The following is a 22125-nucleotide window of genomic DNA, read 5'->3' as shown; positions in this document are numbered from 1 at the left end:
GATCATGTCTGAGAACGTATCGGCGGAGAAGTCCGCCAAGGTTTCCGCTGCCGGATTCGGCGGCAAAGGGGTTGCTGTCGCCATCGTGGTGGCGGCCATTCTCACCGTCGGCGGTTTGGCTTTGTGGGCATTTCAGCTGACCAGCGGCATGGTGAACACCAACATGCGCAATCTGGACTCGTGGGGGCTTTACATCACGATGTTCATGTTCCTCGTCGGTCTGTCCGCCGGCGGCCTTATCGTCTCGAGCGCTCCGCGCGTGTTCGGCATGGAGGGTTTCGGCGGCGTGTCGAAGATCGCCGTGTGGACCTCCATCTGCTGCACGGTGCTGGCGATCGGCTTCGTCGTGATCGACCTCGGCCAGCCGCTGCGCCTTTGGGAGCTGTTCGTGTACTCCAATCTCGGCTCGCCTTTGATGTGGGACATCATCGTGCTGGGCACGTACCTGATCCTGTCCGTCGTGTATTTGTGGGCTATGCTGCGCTTCGAGGGCGGCAAGGGCTCTGCCGCTGCTTTGCGCGTGGTGTCCGCCATCGCTCTGGTGTGCGCCGTGCTCGTTCACTCGGTCACCGCTTGGATCTTCGGTTTGCAGCAGGGTCGCGAGATGTGGCATACCGCGCTTCTGGGCCCCTGGTTCGTGTCGTCGGCTCTGGTGTGCGGCGTGGCGCTCGTGCTCGTCGTGGTCATCGCGCTGCGCAAGGCTGGTTACCTGGAGCTTGCGCAGGAGCATGTCGTCAAGATGCTTAAGCTCCTCGGGGTGTTCGTGATGGTGGATTTGTACTTCTTCGGTTGCGACTTGCTGACCGAGGGCTTCCCGGCCGGATCGGGGGCGGAGGTCGTCGCCATGCTGACCACGGGTCCGCTCGCTCCTTTCTTCTGGATCGAAGTCGTAGGGTGCGCCGTCACTGCGGTCATCGCCTTCGTGCCGAAGCTGCGCACGAACCCGCTTATCGTGATTGCGGCGGTGCTGGCCATCGTGGGCATCTTCTGCAAGCGCGTGCAGCTGCTGGTGGGCGGTTTCCAGATCCCGAACCTCGATATGCCCGCCGTCGTGTCCGGTCCGGCTCTTACGGATGCGGGTGCGGCTCTGCAGAGCGCAGGCGGATCGATGGTGTACTTTCCGTCGATGCTCGAATTCGGCGTCGTGCTGGGCGTTTTCGGGCTGGGCGCGCTCATGCTGCTGCTGGGCCTCAAGTTTCTCCCGTTGAAGCCGACCGAGCGTTCGCACTAGATACGATCCGTTTTTCGGCGGGGCGCCCGAACCATCGGGCGCCCCGCCGTGCGACATGGAGGGGTGGCGAACGAGATGCTGAGGAAAGCGATCATCACCTTGGCGACGTTCTTTTTCGCGGGGGTCGTCGTGTTCGGGGCTGTTGCGGCTGCGAGTCCGGCGGTGGGGCTTCCCCGGCCTATCGAGCCCCACTCGCCTTGCCCGGTCGTCGGGTGCGCGTCGGGGTCGTGCCATGGTTTCGGCGATGTGCCCGAGCCGGATGGCGTGCACGAGATGGCCTGTCCCGAGGCGGGCTGCGCCAGCGTCGAGTGCCATGCGTGGGACACGCTGGCGACGCGCTATCACCGCGCGTCCGATGCCAGCTTGAACCTCTGGATCTTGGCGCCGGTCGCACTCGTCGGGCTGCTTGTTCTGATCGTGCGAAAGCTTTAAGAGGGGAAGTGACCTGGTGAAGCGGATGCTCGTTGTTGATTTCTCGGCGTTTCTGGCTTATGCGCTTGCAGCGCTTCCCTCGTTGACGGGCGTGCCTGCGCACGAATGGTTTGGTTTGGCCTTGCTGGCGCCCGTTTTCGTCCATTGCGCGCAGCATGTCGATCGGGTCGCGCGCGCCCTTCCGCGATGCGCCCGCGGGGCGCGTCTGCGGAGCTGCGGGCGTTTGGCGCTCGATGCCGCGTTGCTCGTGGCGCTCTCGACCGTCTTCGTGTCGGGATTGGGCATGTCGGGCGCGGTGCTGCAGGCGTTCGGCCTGTATGCCGAGGGGTATTATACGTGGTCGCCTCTGCATGCCGCGGCGGCGAAGGCGCTGTTCGCGCTTCTTCTCGTGCATATGGCCGTGCATGCGGGTTCGCTGTACAATCTGCTGAAACGGCGCGGCGTTGCAAAGGCCGCCGCGCATGACGACGGAGGTTTCGACGATGAGCGCCGATCTGTTTGAGGCGAGGCCCACGCTGCGCGCGTGGCTTGACGAATATGCCGCCATCGAAGCCGATTATCTTGCTCGGCTTGTCGATTGGGGCATCCGCATCGCGCCGCGCGATGCGGATGCGGATGCGGCCCGCGCGGCGAAGGATCGGCTGCGGGAGAAGGGCGCGCAGTTCCGCAACGGCGATGCAGGCGTCGTCTGCGGCAACCTGTCGTCGGCGTGCGTGGCCTGCACGGGAGGACGGGGGAGCAAGACGTTCTTCCTGTCGCTCGCATGCAATCGATCTTGTTATTTCTGCTTCAACGCCAACCAGGCCGACTATGCCGATCGTCTGCGCGTGAACGATGCGTGGCGCGACGAGGTCGATGCGTTCGCCGATGCGTGCGGCGGCGAGGTCACCCATGTGGGGCTGACGGGGGGCGAGCCTTTGCTTCATGCCGACGAGTCCGTGATGTTCTGCGCTTACGTTCGCCAGCGCTTTCCGCGTGCCCATATCAGGTTGTACACCGCCGGCGATTTCCTTGACGAACCGCTGCTCGATCGCTTGCGCGACGCCGGGCTCGACGAGCTGCGCATGAGCATCAAGCTGGACGTTTTCGACGTCGATCGCGCCGATGAGATCATCGATGATGCCGTCGACGTGCTTGCCCGTGCGAAGCGCTTCATCCCGCAGGTGATGATGGAGATGCCCGTGATACCGGGCACGGGCGAGGCGATGCGTCGTCTGCTGGATCGTCTTGATCAAGTCGGCGCGTTCGGCATCAACCTTCTTGAGTTCTGCTACCCCATGGGAGCTTGGGACGAGTTCGAGCGCCGCGGCTTTTCGGTGAAGAACCCGCCGTTTCCCGTGCTGTACGACTACGGCTACGCAGGCGGTCTGCCGCTGGCGGGCAGCGAGCTCCTGTGCTTGGAGTTGTTGGAGTACGCGCTCGACGAGGGGTTGTCCCTTGGCGTGCATTACTGCTCGCTCGAGAACAAGCACCGCGATCAGATTTGCGTTCAAAACGGCGCTTGCTCCGTCGATGCGGGAGTGTACGAGCGCGATCCGCACGATTTCTTCCTGAAAACGGTGAAAGTGTTCGACGGCGACGTCTCCTTGGCGCGGCACGCGCTGGAGGCGTGCGGCGTCGGCGCGTTCTCGCTTGAGGACGAAGGCCTTAGCCTGGCTTTCCATCCGCGTCACATCCCTATCGTGCAAGCGCTGCCCGTCGTATTGTGTCGATCGATCAACGTGCTGGAAGAAACCGCGGATGGCTTCATCGTCCGCGAGCTGAAACTGGAACCTGTGAAAGGCGAATGACGATGACTGTTGAAGAGCTCTGGCAAGCCCGCGCCGCCGCCTGGGAGCTCGCGGCGCTGAGCCTGCGCTACCCGGGCGCGGAGCTGGCCGGAGCCGCGGCGGGCGGCGAGTGGGACGAGGCGGCGCGGGAGATCCTGGCCGCGCTGGGCCTGCCCGCGGAGGTCCCCGCGGCGGCGGGCGATCCCGCAGGCCCTCCCGCCGCCCGCGCGGCCGGCGCCGAGGCCGCCGCGGGCGCCGACGCGCTCCTGCGCGCCCTGCGACCCGAGGCCACGCGCCTGTTCGTCGGCGCGCCCGAGCCAGCCTGCCCGCCCTACGAGGGCGTGTGGGCCGCGGAGGCCGACGGGGTGCAGCCGCTTTTGTTCGTGAACCCCCGCTCCATGGAGGTCGAGCGCTTCATGCGCTCCTGCGGCCTCGGCCGCCCCGAGGGCACCAACGAGCCCCTCGACCACGTCGCGACCGAGTGCGAGCTCCTCGAGCGCCTGGCCCTGCGCGCGGCCGGAGCCCCGGCTTCCGAGGGCGCCCCGGACGGCGCCGGCCTCCCCGGAGGGAGCCCGGCCGCCGCCTACGAGACCTTCCTCTCCGGACACGCCCAAGCCTGGATGCCAGCCTTCGCCGAGCGCCTGGCCGCCGAGGCGCGCCATCCCTTCTACCGCGCGGCGGCGGCCTACCTGGGGGCGCTGCTGGCCGACTGGCCGTCGGAAGCGTAAGCGCGCGCCATGGCTTCGGCGTGCTTGAACAGCCAGGCGCGGACGTCGGGCGGCTCGAGCACTTCCAGCAGAGGGCCGAACGACAGCAGATAGTAGCGCGTGCGTTCGGTGATGTCGCAGGTAAGGGTCACGAGCCAGCTGCCGTCGGCCTCGCGCACGATCGTCTCGGGCGCGAACTCCTCGCGGACGCGCGACTCGGCCTGCGCGGCGAAGCGCATCACCAGCACGTCGTCGCCTTTCATGTGCCCGCCTTCATCAAGTGCAGGCAGCTCGCGCGCTTCGAACGTTTCCGGCAGCACATCCAACGTTTCCCAGTCGATGCGGAACAGCTTGAACATGCGCCATGCATCCCGCTCGCGGCACCATGCGCGCAGGTACCACGACGATTCCTTGAACATAAGCTGGGCGGGTTCCACGGTGCGCTCGGTGCGGTTGCCCTCGGCGTCGAAGTAGGCGAACGACAGCGGGTGCCGCCCGATGGCGGCGTCGCGGATGGTGTCGAACGCGGCGCGGTAGTTCGGCGGCGCGCCCCAGAACGAGAAATCCATGTCCAGCCAGTTCACGTTCTCGCGCTGGAATAGGCGGCCGAGGCGCACGGCCGTCTCGTCGCTCGCATCGTCGCTGGCCCCGGTGCGGTTGAGCGCGGAGAGCGCGGCCATGATGTCGTCCTGCTCTCGCTCGCTCAGCACCGAGCGGTCCAGCACGTAGCCGTCCATGAGGTGCACGCCGCCGCCTTTGCCGCGCGTCATGTACACCGGCACGCCCGCGGCCGACAGCGCGTCGATGTCGCGGCGCACGGTGCGCTCGGACACCTCCAGCTTGCGCGCCAGCTCGCCCGTGGTGGCGGTGCCGCGATCCATCAGCAGGTAGACGATTTCGAACAGACGTTGAGGCTGCATGGCTTCGTCCTTATGCGCAGTCGGTCGGGACGTTGGCTTCCAGCGCGGCGTTCGCTTCGTCAAGCACCTGCTGCACGAAGTCGGGGCGCGTGCGAGCCAGTTCGCTGAAAGGAACGGGATCCGCCGGGTCGTCGTCGAAGGGGGCGAGCTCTTTCACGTACCAGGTCACGTCGTGCCACGAACCCGCCTTCCAGCCGGCGTGCGATTGCACCCAGCAACGCTGGAACCCGCAGCCGGCGTGCAGACGCTCGCTTGCCTCGTTCGGCACGGTTACCAGGCCGTATGCGCTTTTCACACCCTGCGCGCGCAGCAGTTTCAGCAGCGCGTCGTACAGCGTGCGCCCCCGGCCGCCCCCGGTCGCGCCTTGTTCGAGGTACACCGAGAGCTCCGCATTCCACCGATAGGCCGCCCGGCTGGCTTGGGCGTGTGCGTACGCGAACCCGACGACGCGCCCGTCCTGCTCGAGGACGAGGCACGGATAGGCGGCCATCGCGTCGGCCATGCGCGCGGCGAATTCGGCGCGCGAGGGCGCGACGGTGTCGAAGGTGACAGGCGTCTCGACGTACGGCGCGTACACCGCGCGCATGGCTTCCGCGTCGCCGCGCGCCGCGATCCGTACGTTCGCGCTGGTCGCACAAGGGGAGAAGTCCATCGGTTCGATCCTTTCGTGCCGGAAGGGAAGGCGGTGCGCACGGTCTGGGCAGAACCGCGTCCCCATACTACCACGAGCATGCAACCGGCGTCCGCGCCCTCGTTTGGCGCGTTCGAGGCTTCCGATCGAACCTGCGTCGAGCGTGCTTCGGAGAAGGATGGCTGCGCCCTGTTCGCCTGTTGGCCCCGCTGGCACGATTTCGCTCATCTATATGCTGCAAAATCGAGGTTTTGGCACGCTGGGCGCTCTCCATCGAAAAAGGTTCGGACAAAACCCCAGATCACGTTTTTCTCGCGGTGACGAAACCATCGTTGCAAGGGGGGGGGTCGACTGCCAAAAACTCGATTTTGCAGCATAGAGGTTTCATCCGTGCTGTCGAACGGCCATGATTGGGTTCCCGGTGGATCTCCTTGCTACCCCTCTTTCGCGAAATGCAATATATATTTGACATTATGTTAGATAGATCGTATAGTTATGGAAAAGAACGAGTGGATTCGCGAAAGGGAAACGATCAGGATGAGCGCTGTATCGTGGGCGGCTTCCGGCGGCATCGGACGTAGGGCCGGCGTTGCGCCGGTCGCGGGCGCGTCGTCGACCGCCCCCGCCGAAACGGGGAAGAACCTGCGCATGAAGGCCGCCCGCGTGGCCGCCGATCTGTCTCAGGCCGACCTGGCCGCGGCGGTTGGTGCCACCCGCCAGACCATCGGCCTCATCGAAGCCGGCGGCTACAATCCCACGCTCAAACTGTGCATCGCCATCTGTAAAACGCTGGGATGCACCCTCGACGACCTTTTTTGGGAAGAAGGGAGTGCGACATGAAGATCATTGAGCGATGGAGGGAGCACCGCGGGTCGGTCGACGAGCGCGTAGAGGCGGAAAGCAACCGCGTGTACAAGCTCGGCTTCGTCATGCTCTCGTTCGGCGTGCTCGTGTATTTGTACTACGATTGGTCGCTCAAACAGGCGATGTGCATGCGCGACGTGCTGGCGAACGGCGCGGGGCGTATGGAATTCACGTCGGCGGACTTGTTCCTGTACGGATGGTTCGCGCTGACGATGATCGTCGGCATGGTGCTTCTCGTTCGCAAGGGGTTCGGGGACGACAACCGGTTCGCCGAAGCCGAGCAGTTCCCCATCGGCTACTATGCGATCGCTTCGATCGCCTTCGCCGTCGCCGTGGACGTGTTGACGACGGGTCTGCGCGTGTTGGCGGAATTTCAAGTGCTGGGCGCGGGGGAGATCATGTGGCCAGCAGTGGCGTTCGGCAGCGTGTTCGCGCTCGTGGCGGGGATACCGCTTTTCCTGCTCGGGTTTTGGGTTGCTTTCAAATCCGCGCAAAGCCGCCGCAGGCAGCTTGACATGCGCTTGGGCGAATAGCTCTTTCGTGCGCCTCTTCCGACTAGCACGACCCCGTGGCGCTCCTATGTTGTTTGGCCGTTGCGTACTTGTATACTCCTGTTCGTTAGGGAATACTGCACAGACGGAACGACCCGGAAGCGCGAAGCGGCGAGGCGAAATCGTCGGAAAGGCTGTTGTGGCAAGGATTCTCAAAACGATCAAGCATCGGTTGAAGCATCGGCCGGCCCTCGTGGCGGGCGTGATCGTGGGTGCCGTGGCGGTGTTGGCCATCGGCGCGTGCGCGATGGCTGCGAGCGCCGTGCGACCCGAGGATCCCGTCGCCGTGGCCGACGAGGTGGTTGCCGCGCTCCCCGAAGCGACTGCGCAGACGGGACAGGCTGCGGCCTCGCAAGCGCAATCCGGGGATGTCGTCGACCCGCGCGCCGTCGCCGAAGATGCGCGCACAGCGCTCGACGCCGCATCGGGCACCGAAGACGTGAACCTGTTCAATTCGGTGACCGGCATCGCGCGCACCCTGTCCTCCGACGAGATCTCCGATGTGGAAGGCGCCATCGCGGCATACCACGATGCGGGTTACGAGGTGGGCTTTGTCATGTACGACCTGACCACGCACGAGGGTGTGGGGTACAACGCCGATCAATGGTTCTTCTCTGCCAGCACGGTCAAGGCACCGTTCGTGGCTTTCGCGTCGCAGGATATGGTGGACGGCGGCCGAGCCTCTCTTGATGAAGAGGTGGTCGAAGACGTCATCCTCGACGGTACCGGAATCATGTCGTCGGACGATATAGATCGCTACGACCTGCAAACCGTCATGGCCAACACCATCGTGCATTCCGACAACACCGGTTACGGGCTGTTGCGCGAACGCTTCGATCAGAACGATTTCCAGGCTTGGTGCGCTGCGGCCGACGTGGACGCCGCCGCTTGGCAGGGCGAATGGTATCCCTATTACACGCCGCGCGACTTGGCGAAGATGTGGCTGAACGTCGGCGCATACGTGGCCGAGGGCCAGGGCAACGCGCCGTGGCTCGCCGACGTGCTGCAGCAGACTGAACTGTCGTTTCTGCGCACGGCACTGGGCGAGGGCCGTCGTGTTTTGTCGAAGCCCGGCTACGAGATCGATACGCCCTGGTACGACATGGGCGCGCTCAACGATGCTGGCCTCGTGGTCACCGATACTGATGTTTACGTAATCGCCATCATGTCTGATGCTGATTACGATGACGAATACTTCACCGACAACGAGCACCTGATCGTCGATCTTGCGTCCGCGTTGGGGGCGGCGCACGATCGCCTGCTGTTCGAAGGAGGCGTAGCATGAGATCCGCACGCTGGAGCGTACCGAACGCGATGCTCGCGGGAGTTCTGGCGCTTGCTCTGTGTTCGGGCGGAACCGTTTTCGGCGGCGGGGTCTTCTCGCGCGCCTGGGCAGACGAAGCGGAAGAGGCGCAGAGGGCCGTCGACGATGCGCAGGCCACGCTCGACGACGCCGAGGCGCATATGGAAAGCATCGCGGGCGACTACGACGCCCTCAAGCAGGACGTCGAGGAGCTGCAAGCGCGCGTCGACGAGATATCGGCCCAGGCCATGGATGCCCAGCAGGCGGTCATCGAAGGCCGCGCGGCTCTCGGCAAGACGGCGGTGCACGAGTACCTCAACGGGGGAGCGTCGCAGTCGCTCGTGACCATGGTGCTGGAGGCGCGAAGCTTCAGCGACCTTATACGCAATCTCACCTATCTCGATTCGATCATGCAGTTCCACGCCGACGAGGTGGAGGCACAAAAAGAGCGCTCGGCGAAGTACGAGAAGCTCATCGACGACCTGAACTTCCAGAAAGACGAGCAGGAGAAGAAGCTCGAAGAGCTGGAAGCGAAGCGCGCGGAAGCCGAAACCGTGCTGTCCCAGGCGAGCTCCAAGCTGTCGAACGCCCAAAGCGACCAGGCCGCGCGTTTGGAAGCGCTCAGGCAGAAGGCCGAGGAGCTGGCGGCTGCCGATGGCGCCACCGGGCCGGTCATCGACGAGAATGCGGATACCATCGGCCGCGAGGACGTGGTCGATTCCAACACCCCGGTCCAGCCGAACCCCGATCCGAACCCTCCGGCGCCGGCTCCCGAGCCCTCGCCCGATCCCGATCCGGCGCCAAGTCCCGCTCCTGATCCCGGCATCAGCTGGTCGACCGGCATCGCGTCCGCGTACGGCGGTTCCACCGATCCGTACACGCCGAACCCCGGCACCACGGCGAACGGGTCGGTGTGCGACGACAACTCCATGGGCGTGGCCATCCCGATGTCATGGCCGAACTTCCGCTCGTATTTCGGCCGCACCGTCGAGATCTCCTACAACGGGCAAACCGTGCTGGCCACCGTAAACGATTGCGGTGGCATGGGCGGGGGCAGCCGATCTCTCGACCTGCAGCCCGGCGTATGGAAGGCCTTCGGCTTCTCGTCGTGCCTCGACTGGGGTCTGCGCACGGTCAACTACCGCTTCCTGTAGAACGCCGCGACGCGTCCTTGTGAAATTTCCCGCACGGCGTGCGCTCATGTGCTAAACTGCATCGTTACATGCGATGACGAAGACAGCGCCGCGCAACGCGGCTGCCGGCAGAGACGGGTGCCACCGGCTGAAAGCTCCCGGGCAGCAAGCGCGACGATTCCCTTCCGAGCAGCGCGTTTGAACGCGGACGCAGAGGCGCGACCCTGGTCGCCGCCCCGCGAGACGCTAAGTAGGATGCGCCGGGAGCTCCCGTCACAGAGCGAACGAGCGGGCGGCGCGCGCAGGCGCGGCCGTCAACCGAGGTGGTACCGCGAGAGCCTTCTCTCGTCCTTGGACTTTGGGCGCATGCCCTCAGGAGCAAGGACGAGAGAAGGCTCTTTTTCATATGCGCCGCCGGGCGGGCGGCGCGGGGCGAGAGACGGAAAGGGACGGCAGAATGGCAATCGTGGAGGAACTGGAGGCGCTGCGCGAGCAGACCATCGCGCAGATCGCGCAGGCGGCCGACACCGCGGCGCTCGAGCAGGTGCGCATCGGCGTGCTGGGCAAGGCGGGCACGCTGACCGGGTACCTGCGCCAGATGGGGCAGATCGCGAAGGAGGAGCGCGCCGCCGTGGGCAAGACGGCGAACGAGGTGCGCGCCGCCGTCGAAGGCGCGCTGGCCGCGCGCAAGGAGGAGCTGGCCGCATCCGAGCTGGCCGCCGCCATCGACGCGGCCGCCGTGGACGTGACGCTGCCGGGTCGCTCGCAGCAGGTGGGCACGCGCCACCTCATCAACCGCATCACCGACGAGATTTCCGAGATCTTCCTCGGCCTGGGCTACACGGTGGCCACGGGCCCCGAGGTGGAGACCGACTACTACAACTTCGAGGCGTTGAACGCCCCGGCCGACCACCCCAGCCGCAGCCTGGCCGACACGTTCTATGTGCGCGACCTTTCCGGCGCGCAGGCGGCCGTGCGCGGCGAGTCCGACGTGCTGCTGCGCACCCAGACCTCCGGCGTGCAGGTGCACGCGATGGAGGACAACGAGCTGCCCATCTACGTGATCGCGCCCGGCAAGGTGTACCGCCGCGACGTGGCCGACCCGTCCCACCTGCCCCAGTTCACGCAGATCGAGGGCCTCGTGGTGGACGAGGGCATCACGTTCGGCGACCTCAAGGGCACGCTCGACTACCTGTGCAAGCAGATGTTCGGCGAAGAGCGCAAGACGCGGTTCCGCGCCCACTACTTCCCGTTCACGGAGCCGTCGGCCGAGGTGGACGTGAGCTGCGGCATCTGCCACGGCGAGGGCTGCCGCTTCTGCAAGGGCACCGGCTGGCTGGAGATCCTCGGCTGCGGCATGGTGGACCCGAACGTGCTTTCCATGTCGGGCATCGATCCGGAGAAGTATTCCGGCTTCGCGTTCGGCATGGGGGTGGAGCGCATCGCCTGCCTGAAGTACAACGTGCCCGACCTGCGCATGCTGGTCGAAGGCGACATGCGCTTCTTGCGGCAGTTCTAGGGTTTCTGGCGGGACGCTTGGCGAGGCCCAGTCGCTCAGACAGTCCTCGCTGCGCTGCGAAACTCGCTTGGTGGACCTCGCCAAGCGTCCCTTCGCACTGTTGACGTTGTTGCGCTGCGTCTGCTGGCTAGCTCGGATCCGAGTTGCGGTATTCAGTCAGACGGGGGCTTGGTGGAAAGAGGAAGAGCTGATGAAGGTTTCTTTGAAATGGTTGTCTGAGTATGTGGACGTGCCTTCGGACGTGAAGGCGTTCTGCGACCGGCTTGATTTGACGGGCACGGGCGTGGAGGCGGTCGAGAAGACGGGCGACGCGTTCGACGGCGTGGTCGTGGGCTACGTGGAGACGTGCGAGCAGCATCCCGACAGCGACCACATGCACGTGGTCACCGTGGACGTGGGCGCGGGCGAGCCGGTGCAGATCGTGTGCGGCGCGCCGAACATCGCGCAGGGGATCAAGGTGCCGGTGGCCACCATCGGCGCGGTGCTGCCCGGCGACTTCAAGATCAAGAAGTCCAAGCTGCGCGGCATCACTAGCTGCGGCATGTGCTGCTCGCAGCGCGAGCTGGGTATGGGCAGCAACCACGAGGGCATCTGGATCCTGCCCGAGGACGCGCCGGTGGGCATGCCCATCGCCGACTACCTCAAGCTGTCCGACACGGTGCTCGACCTCGAGGTCACGCCGAACCGCCCCGACTGCCTCAGCATGGCGGGCATGGCGCGCGAGGTGGGCGCGATGTACCGCACCGACGTGAAGCGCCCGCAGATCGACCTCGTGGAGGACGCCGACGCGACCCCTGCGTCCGACCAGGTGAGCGTGGAAATCGCCGACGCGTCCCGCTGCTGCCGCTACACGGCGCGCGTCATCAAGGGCGTGCAGGTGGGCCCGAGCCCCGACTGGCTGGCCGAGCGCGTGGCCGCCGCGGGCGCCCGCTCCATCAACAACATCGTGGACGTGACGAACTACATCCTGTTCCTGCTGGGCCAGCCGCTGCACGCGTTCGACTTCGACAAGCTGGCAGGCGCGGACGGCAAGGCGCACATCGTGGTGCGCCCGGCGGCCGAGGGCGAGCGGTTCACCACGCTCGACGGCGAAGACCGCCAGCTCGTGCCCGACATGACCGTCATCGCCACGCCCGAGCGCGCCGTGGCGTTGGCCGGCGTCATGGGCGGCCTCGAGACCGAGGTCACCGAGGCTACCACCACGGTGCTGCTGGAGGCCGCCGCGTTCGATCGCGCGCACACCAGCCGCACGAGCCGCAACCTGGGCCTGATCAGCGAGTCGTCCATGCGCTACGAGCGCGGGGTGGACGACAACCCGGTGGCCCTCAACGCCGACATGGCCGCCGCGCTCATCGCCGAGGTGTCGGGCGGCTCGGTGTGCCCCGGCATGGTGGACGTGTGGCTGGAGAAGACCGATCCTATCGACCTGGAGTTCCGCGTGCCGCGCTTCTGCGCGATGATGGGCGCCGAGATCCCGCGCGAGGAGGTCGTCGACATCCTCAGCCGCCTGGGTTGCGAGGTGTCCGATGCCGACGACGCCGACGTGCTGTCCGTGACGGCACCGACGTTCCGCCCGGACCTGGAGCGCGAGATCGACCTGTACGAGGAAGTGGTGCGCCTCTGGGGCATGGACCGCATCCCGGCCACGCTGCCGGGCGGCCGCGGCCGTTACGGCACGCGCTCGCAGCTGGAGCACGTGTCCGACATCATCCATCGCACCATGTGTGCGAGCGGCCTCAACGAGACGATGACCTACTCGTTCGCCGAGCCGGGCGACCTCGACCGCCTGCGCATGAGCCACGAGGGGCTGGGGCGTCCGGTGGAGCTCATCAACCCGCTGAACGCCGACCAGTCCGTCATGCGCCAGAGCATCGTTCCCGGCCTCATGCGCAGCGTCGCCTACAACCAGAGCCGCGGCGTGAAGAACGTGCAGCTTTACGAGATGGGCGCCGTGTTCTTCGCGCACGAGGGCAAGAGCCAGCCGAAGGAGCGCCGCCGTCTGGCCGGCGTCATGGCGGGCGCCATGGGCGATGCCGGTTGGAACAGCGCTCCGGCCGCGTTCGACTTCTTCGACGGCAAGGGCGCGATTGAGAACCTCGCGCGCGAGCTGGCGCTGCCGAAGCTGCGCTTCAAGGCGCTCTCGGCCGACGAGGCCCCGCATTTGCAGCCGGGCCGCGCGGCCGCGGTGCTGTCGGGCGGCACCGAGCTGGGCTGGGTGGGCGAGCTGCACCCGCTGGCCGTGGACGCCTTCGACGCGACGGCGCCCGTCGTGGCGTTCGAGCTTGACGTGGACGCTCTCGCGAAGTCGGCGCGCCCCGCACGCGACTACGTGGACGTGCCCACGTTCCCGGCCGTGTCCATGGACGTGGCGTTCGTCGTGGACGAGGGCGTCACCCACGAGCGCCTCGTGCAGTGCATGACCTCGGCGGGCGGCAAGCTCTTGGAGGACGTGCGCCTGTTCGACGTGTACCGCGACGAGGCGCGCGTGGGCGCGGGCAAGAAGTCCATGGCCTACGCGCTCACGTACCGCGCCGCCGACCGCACGCTCACCAGCGAGGAGGTCGACAAGGCTCACGAGCGCCTGGTCAAGAAGGTGTCCAGCGCCACCGGCGCCGAAGTCCGCGGGTAGGTCCGCCCTCCAGGCGCGGCTGGCGCTCGGGTTGCCATCCCGAGCGCAGGCTCGCCCGTGCTGTCCCTGCGTCCCGTCCAGCAACGACGGGGACGCAGGGGGCCGGCGGGTGGTCGGCATGTCGATGGCGGTGGTATACTAATGCCATGAAAGTGCTCGACCAACATACCATCGCTTCGGCTGTGCGCTCTATTGCTCCTGGTTACGGAGTTGTGAAAGCGTACCTGTTCGGTTCGCACGCGCGCGGCGATGCGGATGCGGCATCTGATGTGGATCTGTGCATTGAGCCTGACGACGGGTTCACGCTCTTTTCCCTTGGAGGCTTCGGCAGCCATCTTGAAGAGGCGTTGGGGGTGCCGGTCGACGTGGTGTGCGGGGACGATTCGTTTTACCCGCGTGCGCGCGAGCGCTACGAGCGAGACAGAAAGCTCATCTATGAGAAATCCTGAAGCGATCGAATGCATCGAACTGATGGTGCCGCTTTGCGATATCGTATCCGACCGAATCGCGCGCTACTCGATGTCCAGAGAAAGCGTGTGCCTGAACGACGACCATCTCGATCTTTTGCTGATGCCGATATTTCAGATCGGGGAACTGATCGGCGGAGGCGGATACCTCGATGCTTTGCAGGAACTCTATCCTTCGGATATGTGGGTTCAGGCATATGGCATGCGCAATCGAATCGCCCATGGTTATGCAAAATTGAAGCCTGCGATTGTTTGGGAAACAGCTATAACAAGCATTCCCGCCCTGCGGGAATTGTGCCTGCGGTTGCTCGAAGACTAGCGCGGTATCTGCCTTACATCCCCATGATTGCAAGCGCTTCGATCAGGGTTCGTGCGTTTCAGGCTCGACGGGGAGATCGCTCCCGCTGCATCCGGAAAACGATGCTATACCGAGCGCGAACGCGAAGGCGAGGCTAGTCGTCAGAAGGGACGTTCGGTTGGATTGGCGCATGGGGGCGTCCTTTCCTCGTCGGTTCCGTTTCCCCAGTATAGCGCAATCCCGTTACCGGTTCGTCAACGGACGCACACCTGCGTGCGGCGCCGCCGTACGACAATTATGCGGACGGCGAAAGGGGCGGCATGGCGAAATCGGTGGGCACGCAGGATAGGGAGTTGCGCAAGCGGCGCATGGCTGTGGCGGCGGCGCTGCTTGCGTTCGCCGGCATCGTCGGGGTGTTGGCGCTGCTGTTCGGCCGCGACGCGCTGGCTTTCCTGACCGACGGACATCGCGTGCAGCAGCAGGTGGAGCGCTTGGGGCCGCTTGCGCCCGTGGTGTTCGGCCTGCTGGTCGTTCTGCAAGAGGTGACGGTGATCGTTCCCAGCGAGCCGCTGGAGCTTGCCGCGGGCTACGCGTTCGGGTTCTGGGAGGGCGCGTTCGTGTACCTTGCCGCCAGCGTGGTCGGTTGCTTCGCTATCATCGCGGTAGTGCGCTTCGGCGGCGATCGCGTGCTCGAGCTCGTCCTCACGAGAAAGGGTCGCGAGTGGCTGGCCCGCTTGCGCGGGGCGCAGAGGTTCGACTTCGCTATTCTCGCGGCGTTCTTCATCCCCGGCCTGCCGAAGGATCTCATGGCCTACCTCGCCGCGTTCGCCGGCATGCATCCCGTGCATCTTGCAGTCGTCACCACGGCCGGTCGGTTGCCGTCGGTGCTGGCCATCACGCTGGGATCGTCGTTCGCCGCCGCAGGCGATTGGCGGGCGACCGCCATCGTGTTCAGCGTCACCGCCGCGGCCGTGGTGATCGGCGCGCTCGCATACCATCGCTTCAAGCGCCAGCGCGACGGGGGTGCGGGAGGAGCGGCGAAGTAGGCGGACGATGCGCTTAGCGGGGCGGTGCGACGGTCTTCAGAATCTAGAGAAAACTCCCCATTTTGTCCATAGGTGTTTTGGTCATAATTACGAATGTCCTCCAGGGGTATGGCGCGGGATTTGCTGGCGAACGGAGCGGGCGGGACGGGCAGAGTGGGATGCGATCTCCCGATCTTCCTTCTCTTTCCGATGTTCGCGATGTCTAACAAGCGGTACAATAGCCGGCAAAACGAAAGGATACGCGTATGTACGACGGACGAACCAACCCGGGCCGCAACGACGAATGCTGGTGCGGCAGCGGCAAGAAGTACAAGAAGTGCCACCTCGCTTTCGACGAGCGCCTGCAGAGCATGTACGAGCAGGGCTTCGAACTGCCCGACCGCGCCTCGCTGAAAAGCGCTGCCGACATAGAGGGCATCAAGCGCAGCGCGACCATCAACATCGGGGTGCTGGACTACGTGGCCGAGCGCATCGGACCGGGCACGACCACCGAGGAGGTGGACCGCTGGGTGCACGACTACACGGTGGAGCACGGCGGCATCCCGGCCGACTTGAACTACGAGGGCTACCCGAAAAGCGTGTGCACCTCCATCAACGACGTGGTGTGCCACGGCATCCCGTCCGAGGACGACGTGCTGCGCGAAGGCGACATCGTGAACGTGGACTGCTCCACCATCCTCGACGGCTACTACTCGGACTCGTCGCGCATGTTCCGCATCGGCGAGGTGTCGCCCGAGCGAGCGCGCCTCGTGGACGAGACGAAGAAGGCCATGGAAGCGGGCCTTGCCGCCATCGAGCCGTGGGGGCTGCTCGGCGACGTGGGCGCGGCGGTGAACGCGTACGCGAAGGCGCAGGGCTTCTCGGTGGTGCGCGAGTTCGGCGGCCACGGCATCGGGTTCGACTTCCATGAGGACCCGTTCGTCAGCCACGTGTCGGAACCGGGGACGGGCATGGTGCTGGTGCCGGGCCTCGTGTTCACCATCGAGCCCATGGTGAACGCCGGCGAGGCGCCCATCGACATGAGCGACCCGAACGGCTGGACCGTGCGCACCGCCGACGGCAGCGACACCGCTCAGTGGGAAGTGCAGGTAGCCATCACGGAAGACGGCCACGAGCTGCTTTCCTGGTAGAGGACAACAGCTCGGTTGTCGTTCCTCGAGGCGCATGCAACGTTTCGTTCAGGTAAAAAGACTTGTGTTTTTTGAAGGCGCCCGGGACACCATGGTATACTAACTGCTGTAAAAGGACCACCGGATCTAGGTGTTCGCACTAGTGGTGAAGGTGGCTTCGGGGAAAGCGTCCCGACACTCGATCTAGGTGTTCGCACTAGTGGTGACGGTGTCCGGGGCGCTTCCGTGTTTAAGGAAATCGTAAATCCTGATCAGCCTCTTTATTTCCGGACAATCGTTGAAAATGCGAGGGTTGTTCCCTATGTCCGTCTTGAGCAGCGTCTCCAAGCTGTCGATATCGTATTCTTCGATTTCGAGAAAGCAGAGCTTTCTGTAGAGGCTGTCGGGCTTGTTCTCGCTTGTGCGTTCCATTTCGATTATCGCACTGACTGTTTTTACATCGAGTTGTTTACGGAAGCTTTTCTTTTGGCTGCGATAGGCACTGTTTAAATACGAATCGATGGCGGTATGGTTTTTCGCGAATTCGGAAACTTTGTCGTAAAGCTCCCCTTCGTACACCTCCAAGTATTTGAAAATTGGCAAACCACCGGTATTGTGCTTGAGCAAATCGGGCAGATATTGCTCGACCACCAGCCTCGGATTGAGGTTCATATTGTCGAACACGGCATCCAGATAGATGTCGTTAGCCTTGACGGGGCTCCCTTTGGATGTGGTATCCGCTCCGATTCCGATGATTATCTTGGCATCTTCGGGCAAAGATGAGATTCCGTCGAAGCCTCGAGTGGTTACGGTGCCATGTGTTGACAGATCCATTTGAAATATCTTCTTTTTCAGCGTCCTCATAAGCCTAGGCGGATAAAGCGTTTCCGATTTCGCGATTGCTTGGTAAATAGGGGTGAAATCGTCGGAAGTGATCGTTGTCATTTCGATGGAAGCTTCGGATCCGAACGATTGACGGGTATATGTGATACCGACGTCGCTGCCGTGCTGCACGAAAATCATTCGGTCGCGCAGTTTGCCAAGCCCTTCAGGCCCAAGGCATTCGGCGAGTGATTCTAGGATGTTGAGAATGTTTTTGTCGTTCATGGAGTAGCCCATGAACACAATGGGGTATTCGACGAAAACAGTAAGAATTTTGGCGACCAGGTAGGCTTTTCTCGTGTTGAACGAATCGTAGTCCGATGAGGTGATGACGATGCTGTCGGGATTGTCAACCGACCCGTGGATTTTGTATATCTCCCCCACTTCGTATATATCTGAGAGGAGCAGCTCGCTTTGGCCTGCGTAGGTTTTGAAGCCGGGGAACAATCCTTCGATGAAGCGGTCGTAGTTGGTGGTGATCACTCCTGAGATCTTATTCGATGCTGCACGAAGGACAGAGAGTTCTTCGTGCAAAAGAGTCGGTTCGTATGTGTCGAGATAGCGGGCGATGAAAAGCTTGAAAGCGGAAGTCCCGGCCTTCAGCTGGTCGAAATGCTCATTCCTGAACCCTTCGAACGATGGATCGGCGAGAGCAGTGCGATTGAAGTCTTTCTCCATCAGTGTAGCGATTGCCGGGTATCGTTCAAATTTCCCTGTGCCGGACACCTCGTTGTCGTATCTCTCGAGTGCGAATGGATTGTCGGATATTCTCGCGCATATCCCTCGTAAGAGGGATTCCCAATTGGGGAGCTCTGCATACCTCATAGGAATGCCTGAGCCTACGAACAGAAAGGGGTGGCGACCGGTTTTGCGTAGGCGAGACCCCAGCTTCACTCTAATCTCGTCATACTTGGTCTGTTCTTCCATAAGGCCCCTTCCTCTGCTGAGCTTTAGCTTATGGTATCACGAAGGCTTTGATATAGGCGCGACCATCGAAGCCGTTCGCGGGAGAGCCGGGGAGGGGGTCGGCTCTCCCGCGCGACCTGCTACTTCTCGGCCACCATGCGGCCGATGACGTATCCTTCGGTGTAGCAGCGGCCCAGCGACAGGCCGAACACGGTCAGCGGGTAGTCGATGCCGCCGTAGAAGTGGCCCGAACAGTTGCCGATGGCGTACAGGTTCTCGATGACCTCGCCTTCGGGCGTGAGGCACTCGTGCTTCGCATTCACGTCCACGCCCGAGCAGATGGCGCTCATGCGCACGTGGCGATGGATGCCGTAGAAGGGCGGGGTGTCCACGGGAACCAGGTAGTTCGCCGGCTTGCCGAAGTCCTCGTCCTTGCCGGCTGCCGCCAACTCGTTGTAGCGCTTCACGCTGGCGACGAACGCGGCCTTATCGGCGATTTCCAGCTTGTCGGCCAGCTCCTCAAGCGTGTCGGCCTTGAACGTGTTGATCTGCCCCTCGAACACGCCCTCGCGCTCCACGTCCTCCTCGGGCATGTACACCTTGAGGCCCTCGGGGTCCACCAGCTTGCCGGGCCACTCGGCCGCCGCTTCCATGTAGTTGCTGTCGAACACCTGGCAGTAGTGCCCCGAATCCTCCTTCGAGCGCAGGTAGCAGTTCAGAAGCGACATCTCCACGGTCTCGTTCACGAAGCGCGTTCCGTCCATCTTCACGGCCAGGAACGGCATGTCGCACATGGAGGCCGGGCCCGCGTCGAAGTCGTGCAGCATCTTCGTGTGCGCCAGGTCCTCGATCTTGCCGCCTGCCCACACCACCATCTTGTGGCCGTCGCCGGTCTTGTTCGTCTGCTTGGGCTCGAAGTTCGTCATGTCGGGCTGGTAGTAATGCAGCATCTCCTCGTCGTTCTGGTAGTCGCCGCACGCCACGATCACGCCCTTCGAGGCGTTGAACTGCACATGTCCGTCCTTGCCCTTCGCGATGACGCCGGTCACTTTGCCGCCGTCGCCCGTGACCAGCTGCTCGGCGGGGGTGGAGTAGAAGATCTCGACGCCTTCCTTCTCGGCCGTGGCGGCCAGCGCGCGCATGCCGTCGCCGGTGTTGTAGGGCTTGGGGCCGAAGAACGAGGTGACGAAATTGATGTCGTACCCCTTCTTGTTGATGAGGGGCATATGCTGTTGATTGCCCTGGTCGATCACCTGTGCGCCGCCTTCGAGCGATTTCTCGATGACCCACTTCACAGCCTCGCCGGAGTTCTGCGCCCACAGCTCTACCAGTTCGCGATTCGGACGGTGCTGGCTGTCGGCGATCAGCTGCGATACGAGGTTGGCAATGTCGGCCGGGTTGCTGGTGGCCAGGTCGATGCCGCTGCCCGAGTTGCCCTGCGCGATGGCCTGCGATTCCTTCTGAAGCAGCGCCACCTTCGCGCCCGCCTCGAAGGCCGACAGCGCGGCCGGCACGCCCGATGCGCCGGCGCCGATGACCACCACGTCGTAGTCCTTTGTCTCCTTGACATCGGTGATGGCCTCGGGCGCGGTCAGGAAGCTGGGCATGCCGGTGCGCAGGTGCCCGGCAGCCGTGGTGGTCTCGTCGGTCGTGCTTGTCGTGCTGGCCGAGCCTGCGGAGCCCGTCCCTTGCGGCGCGCATGACGCCAGCGCCCCGGCGCCCACGACGCCCGCTGCTGCGATGCCTCCAAATTTGAACAGATCGCGCCTGCTGATTCCATTGTTATGCTCGTGCATGATGCCCTCCTAGCGTGTCGATCCTTCGCGTTCGCCCGGTTTTTTCGGGCGAATCCCTCGAGATGCACCATAGCCCCGCGGCGCGCGCCTGTCGTTCGTCCACGTGCCGGGAAACGGGGATTATTTTCATCATCCTTGCCTATCATCCCATCGTTGAGCAGGCAGTATGAGGGATCGAGGCTCTGGTCGAGGTGCGGAGCTCCCTGGGCATAGGGCGATAGTTTCGCTAGAATGGTGAACCATCGAAACACTGGGGAGGGGGTGCCGACGAGGGCAGCGCGTCGGTTCGATGCTATGGAAAACGGCGAAACGAAGGGATCCGGGGAGTTCGATCGACCCCGAGAGAGCGCGGAGCTTCGCTTCGCGGACGACGAAGCGGTCGGCGTGCGGGAGGCCGACGCGCCCGCGTGTGAGGACGGCACCGTTGCGGGCGCACGGGCGCCGGGTCCATTGCTGCCGTGGCTGCCGTCCATCCCGCTGTTCTTCCTCGGGCTGGGCGTGTACCGTGCGTGGATCGAGATCGTGTTCGTGGGCTCGTTCGTCGAGTTCCCCGCAGCTGCTGTCGCGGGCCACGACGCGTTCGATCTCGTGATGATAGCCACGATGTTTTTGTGCGCCGCCCTTGCCAAGCGTATCGGCCCGCTGTTCGGAAAGCGCTCGTTGTACGCCGTGTCCGGCGTTGCGCTTACGGTGTCCACGCTGTGCATGTTCGCGTCCATCTGGATACCGAGGTCGGCGGATGCGCTTGCCGTGCCGGCGGTGCTGCTGGGCGGGTTTGGCATCGCGCTCGTCATTCTGCTGTGGTCGGAACTGTACGGCTGTCTCAATCCGTTTCGCGTCGCGCTGTACTATTCGGCGTCCATGATCGTGGCGGCGCTCCTCATTTATTTGTGCAGGGGCTTGCTGTTACCGTGGCTCGGCGCCGTCGTGCTCGTGCTGCCCGTCGTGTCGCTTGCCGCCTGCGCGGCGGGGTTCCGCTCGTTGCCCTCCGGCGAGCTTCCGCGCGCCAAGCCGTCGAAGTTCTCGTTCCCTTGGAAGATCGTGTTGCTCATGGCCATCTACGCGTTCGCGTACGGGCTGAAGGAATCGTCGATGTACCAGTCGACGTTCGGCCCGCATTCGGCGTTCGGCACGCTGGCGGTGGCCGCTATCGTGTTCGTCGGCGTCATAGCGCGCGGCGGCAAATTCGACTTCGGCGTGATCTACCGCATCGCGCTGCCGCTCATGGTGGCGGCTTTCCTCATCTTGCCGAACGTGGGCGTCCTGGGGCAGGCCGCGTCCGATTTCTGCACGAGTGCGTCCTACACCGCGTTCTCCATCCTCATCATGCTCATCATGGCGAACCTGTGCTATCGCTACGGGATGTCGGCCGTGTGGCTGTTCGGCATCGAGCGCGGCGTGCGTGCGTTGTTTACCCTGTTCGGACGCCAGACCGAGCAGCTGTTGGGCGCGCCGTCGTTCGGACTGGCCGGATCGGATGCCGTTGTCAGCGGGCTCGTGGTCATCCTCGTGGTGGCAGCCACGATGATCCTCTTCTCGGAAAAGGAGCTGTCCAGCCGCTGGGGCGTGTCGTTTCTGGGCGAGGATGGCGCGGCGGGCGACCGGGCCATCGTCAAGAAGCAAGAGCTGGCGAACCGATGCCAGGAGCTGGCGCGTTCGTACGGCCTGTCGCCGCGCGAGGAAGAGGTGCTGCTGTTGCTGGCGCAGCGCAAGACCGTGGGATCCATCGAGCGCGAGCTGTTCATTGCGAACGGCACGGCCAAAACGCACATCCGCCATATCTACCGCAAGCTCGACATCCATTCGCGCGACGAGCTGTCCGATCTGCTGGGATTATTTGAATAATTTAACAAACAAATGTTCGTATCATATGCTATACTGTTCTCGAACGAAAGAACCAGTGCAAGCGCTGAACCCGACGCCTCCCGAAGG

Annotated in this window: 20 protein-coding genes; 16 read left to right on the top strand and 4 right to left on the bottom strand. The window is 64.0% G+C overall.

What is annotated here, in order from left to right; genetic code table 11:
• The first annotated feature begins 4 nt into the window (after positions 1-4).
• The 5 genes from nrfD to ELEN_RS11885 all read left to right on the top strand — a co-directional run bounded on the left by nrfD (position 5) and on the right by ELEN_RS11885 (position 4160).
• Entirely contained in the window at positions 5-1231 is a 1227-nt protein-coding gene (nrfD, locus tag ELEN_RS11905) for an NrfD/PsrC family molybdoenzyme membrane anchor subunit (RefSeq protein WP_015761125.1), read from the top strand.
• Positions 1232-1306: 75 nt separating this feature from the next.
• Complete coding sequence (locus ELEN_RS11900; RefSeq protein WP_015761124.1) at positions 1307-1663, top strand: hypothetical protein; 357 nt, start codon at positions 1307-1309, stop codon at positions 1661-1663.
• Positions 1664-1688: 25 nt separating this feature from the next.
• Positions 1689-2165: a DUF4405 domain-containing protein gene (locus ELEN_RS11895; RefSeq protein WP_049760230.1), complete on the top strand. Its 477-nt coding sequence runs from the start codon at positions 1689-1691 to the stop codon at positions 2163-2165.
• The gene (locus ELEN_RS11890) at positions 2125-3453 is read left to right on the top strand and encodes a radical SAM protein (protein ID WP_233946873.1); all 1329 of its coding nucleotides are present in this window, start codon (positions 2125-2127) and stop codon (positions 3451-3453) included. The genes ELEN_RS11895 and ELEN_RS11890 overlap by 41 nt, the downstream gene beginning before the upstream one ends.
• Positions 3454-3455: 2 nt before the next feature.
• Positions 3456-4160, top strand: coding sequence for a TorD/DmsD family molecular chaperone (locus tag ELEN_RS11885; RefSeq protein WP_015761121.1), 705 nt, complete (start codon positions 3456-3458; stop codon positions 4158-4160).
• Here ELEN_RS11885 and ELEN_RS11880 read toward each other — a convergent pair.
• Together ELEN_RS11880 and ELEN_RS11875 are read right to left on the bottom strand one after the other, a co-directional pair.
• A complete protein-coding gene (locus ELEN_RS11880; protein WP_009305066.1) occupies positions 4118-5059 on the bottom strand; it encodes a helix-turn-helix transcriptional regulator in 942 nt (313 codons plus the stop codon). The two genes, ELEN_RS11885 and ELEN_RS11880, sit on opposite strands and share 43 nt — an antisense overlap.
• Positions 5060-5069: 10 nt before the next feature.
• Complete coding sequence (locus ELEN_RS11875) at positions 5070-5711, bottom strand: GNAT family N-acetyltransferase (protein ID WP_015761120.1); 642 nt, start codon at positions 5709-5711, stop codon at positions 5070-5072.
• A 516-nt stretch (positions 5712-6227) separates the two neighbouring features.
• Between ELEN_RS11875 and ELEN_RS16540 the strand changes: the two genes are divergently transcribed.
• The 10 genes from ELEN_RS16540 (at position 6228) to ELEN_RS11825 (ending at position 16630) form a co-directional block, all read left to right on the top strand.
• On the top strand, positions 6228-6530 hold the full coding sequence (locus ELEN_RS16540; protein WP_229061463.1) for a helix-turn-helix transcriptional regulator: 303 nt from the start codon (positions 6228-6230) through the stop codon (positions 6528-6530).
• Positions 6527-7087, top strand: coding sequence for a hypothetical protein (locus ELEN_RS11865; protein ID WP_015761118.1), 561 nt, complete (start codon positions 6527-6529; stop codon positions 7085-7087). Before ELEN_RS16540 ends, ELEN_RS11865 begins: the two co-directional genes overlap by 4 nt.
• A gap of 157 nt (positions 7088-7244) precedes the next feature.
• Positions 7245-8390, top strand: a complete 1146-nt coding sequence (locus tag ELEN_RS11860; protein ID WP_015761117.1) for a serine hydrolase — start codon at positions 7245-7247, stop codon at positions 8388-8390.
• A complete protein-coding gene (locus tag ELEN_RS11855; protein WP_015761116.1) occupies positions 8387-9562 on the top strand; it encodes a coiled-coil domain-containing protein in 1176 nt (391 codons plus the stop codon). The genes ELEN_RS11860 and ELEN_RS11855 overlap by 4 nt, the downstream gene beginning before the upstream one ends.
• A 436-nt stretch (positions 9563-9998) precedes the next feature.
• Positions 9999-11060, top strand: coding sequence for a phenylalanine--tRNA ligase subunit alpha (gene pheS / locus ELEN_RS11850; RefSeq protein WP_009305062.1), 1062 nt, complete (start codon positions 9999-10001; stop codon positions 11058-11060).
• 190 nt (positions 11061-11250) lie between these two features.
• Positions 11251-13689 carry a phenylalanine--tRNA ligase subunit beta gene (gene pheT, locus ELEN_RS11845; RefSeq protein ID WP_015761114.1) on the top strand — a complete coding sequence of 813 codons (2439 nt, stop codon included), beginning with the start codon at positions 11251-11253 and terminating at the stop codon, positions 13687-13689.
• A gap of 146 nt (positions 13690-13835) precedes the next feature.
• A complete protein-coding gene (locus ELEN_RS11840; protein ID WP_009305060.1) occupies positions 13836-14138 on the top strand; it encodes a nucleotidyltransferase family protein in 303 nt (100 codons plus the stop codon).
• A complete protein-coding gene (locus ELEN_RS11835) occupies positions 14125-14475 on the top strand; it encodes a HepT-like ribonuclease domain-containing protein (RefSeq protein WP_009305059.1) in 351 nt (116 codons plus the stop codon). Before ELEN_RS11840 ends, ELEN_RS11835 begins: the two co-directional genes overlap by 14 nt.
• 299 nt (positions 14476-14774) lie before the next feature.
• Entirely contained in the window at positions 14775-15500 is a 726-nt protein-coding gene (locus ELEN_RS11830) for a TVP38/TMEM64 family protein (RefSeq protein WP_009305058.1), read from the top strand.
• Between the two features lie 245 nt (positions 15501-15745).
• Complete coding sequence (locus tag ELEN_RS11825) at positions 15746-16630, top strand: methionyl aminopeptidase (protein ID WP_009305057.1); 885 nt, start codon at positions 15746-15748, stop codon at positions 16628-16630.
• Positions 16631-16813: 183 nt separating this feature from the next.
• On the opposite strand, the gene ELEN_RS11820 is transcribed toward ELEN_RS11825, so the two are convergent.
• Positions 16814-18418 carry an SIR2 family protein gene (locus ELEN_RS11820; RefSeq protein ID WP_009305056.1) on the bottom strand — a complete coding sequence of 535 codons (1605 nt, stop codon included), beginning with the start codon at positions 18416-18418 and terminating at the stop codon, positions 16814-16816.
• A 119-nt stretch (positions 18419-18537) separates the two neighbouring features.
• Positions 18538-20193, bottom strand: coding sequence for an FAD-dependent oxidoreductase (locus ELEN_RS11815; protein WP_009608760.1), 1656 nt, complete (start codon positions 20191-20193; stop codon positions 18538-18540).
• Between the two features lie 294 nt (positions 20194-20487).
• Between ELEN_RS11815 and ELEN_RS11810 the strand changes: the two genes are divergently transcribed.
• Positions 20488-22038, top strand: a complete 1551-nt coding sequence (locus tag ELEN_RS11810; RefSeq protein ID WP_009305054.1) for a helix-turn-helix transcriptional regulator — start codon at positions 20488-20490, stop codon at positions 22036-22038.
• Positions 22039-22125 lie beyond the last annotated feature (87 nt).

Origin of the sequence: Eggerthella lenta DSM 2243, from assembly GCF_000024265.1 — a bacterium.
In the GTDB taxonomy this organism is placed as follows: domain Bacteria; phylum Actinomycetota; class Coriobacteriia; order Coriobacteriales; family Eggerthellaceae; genus Eggerthella; species Eggerthella lenta.
This window is presented reverse-complemented; position numbering and strand designations above follow the sequence as displayed.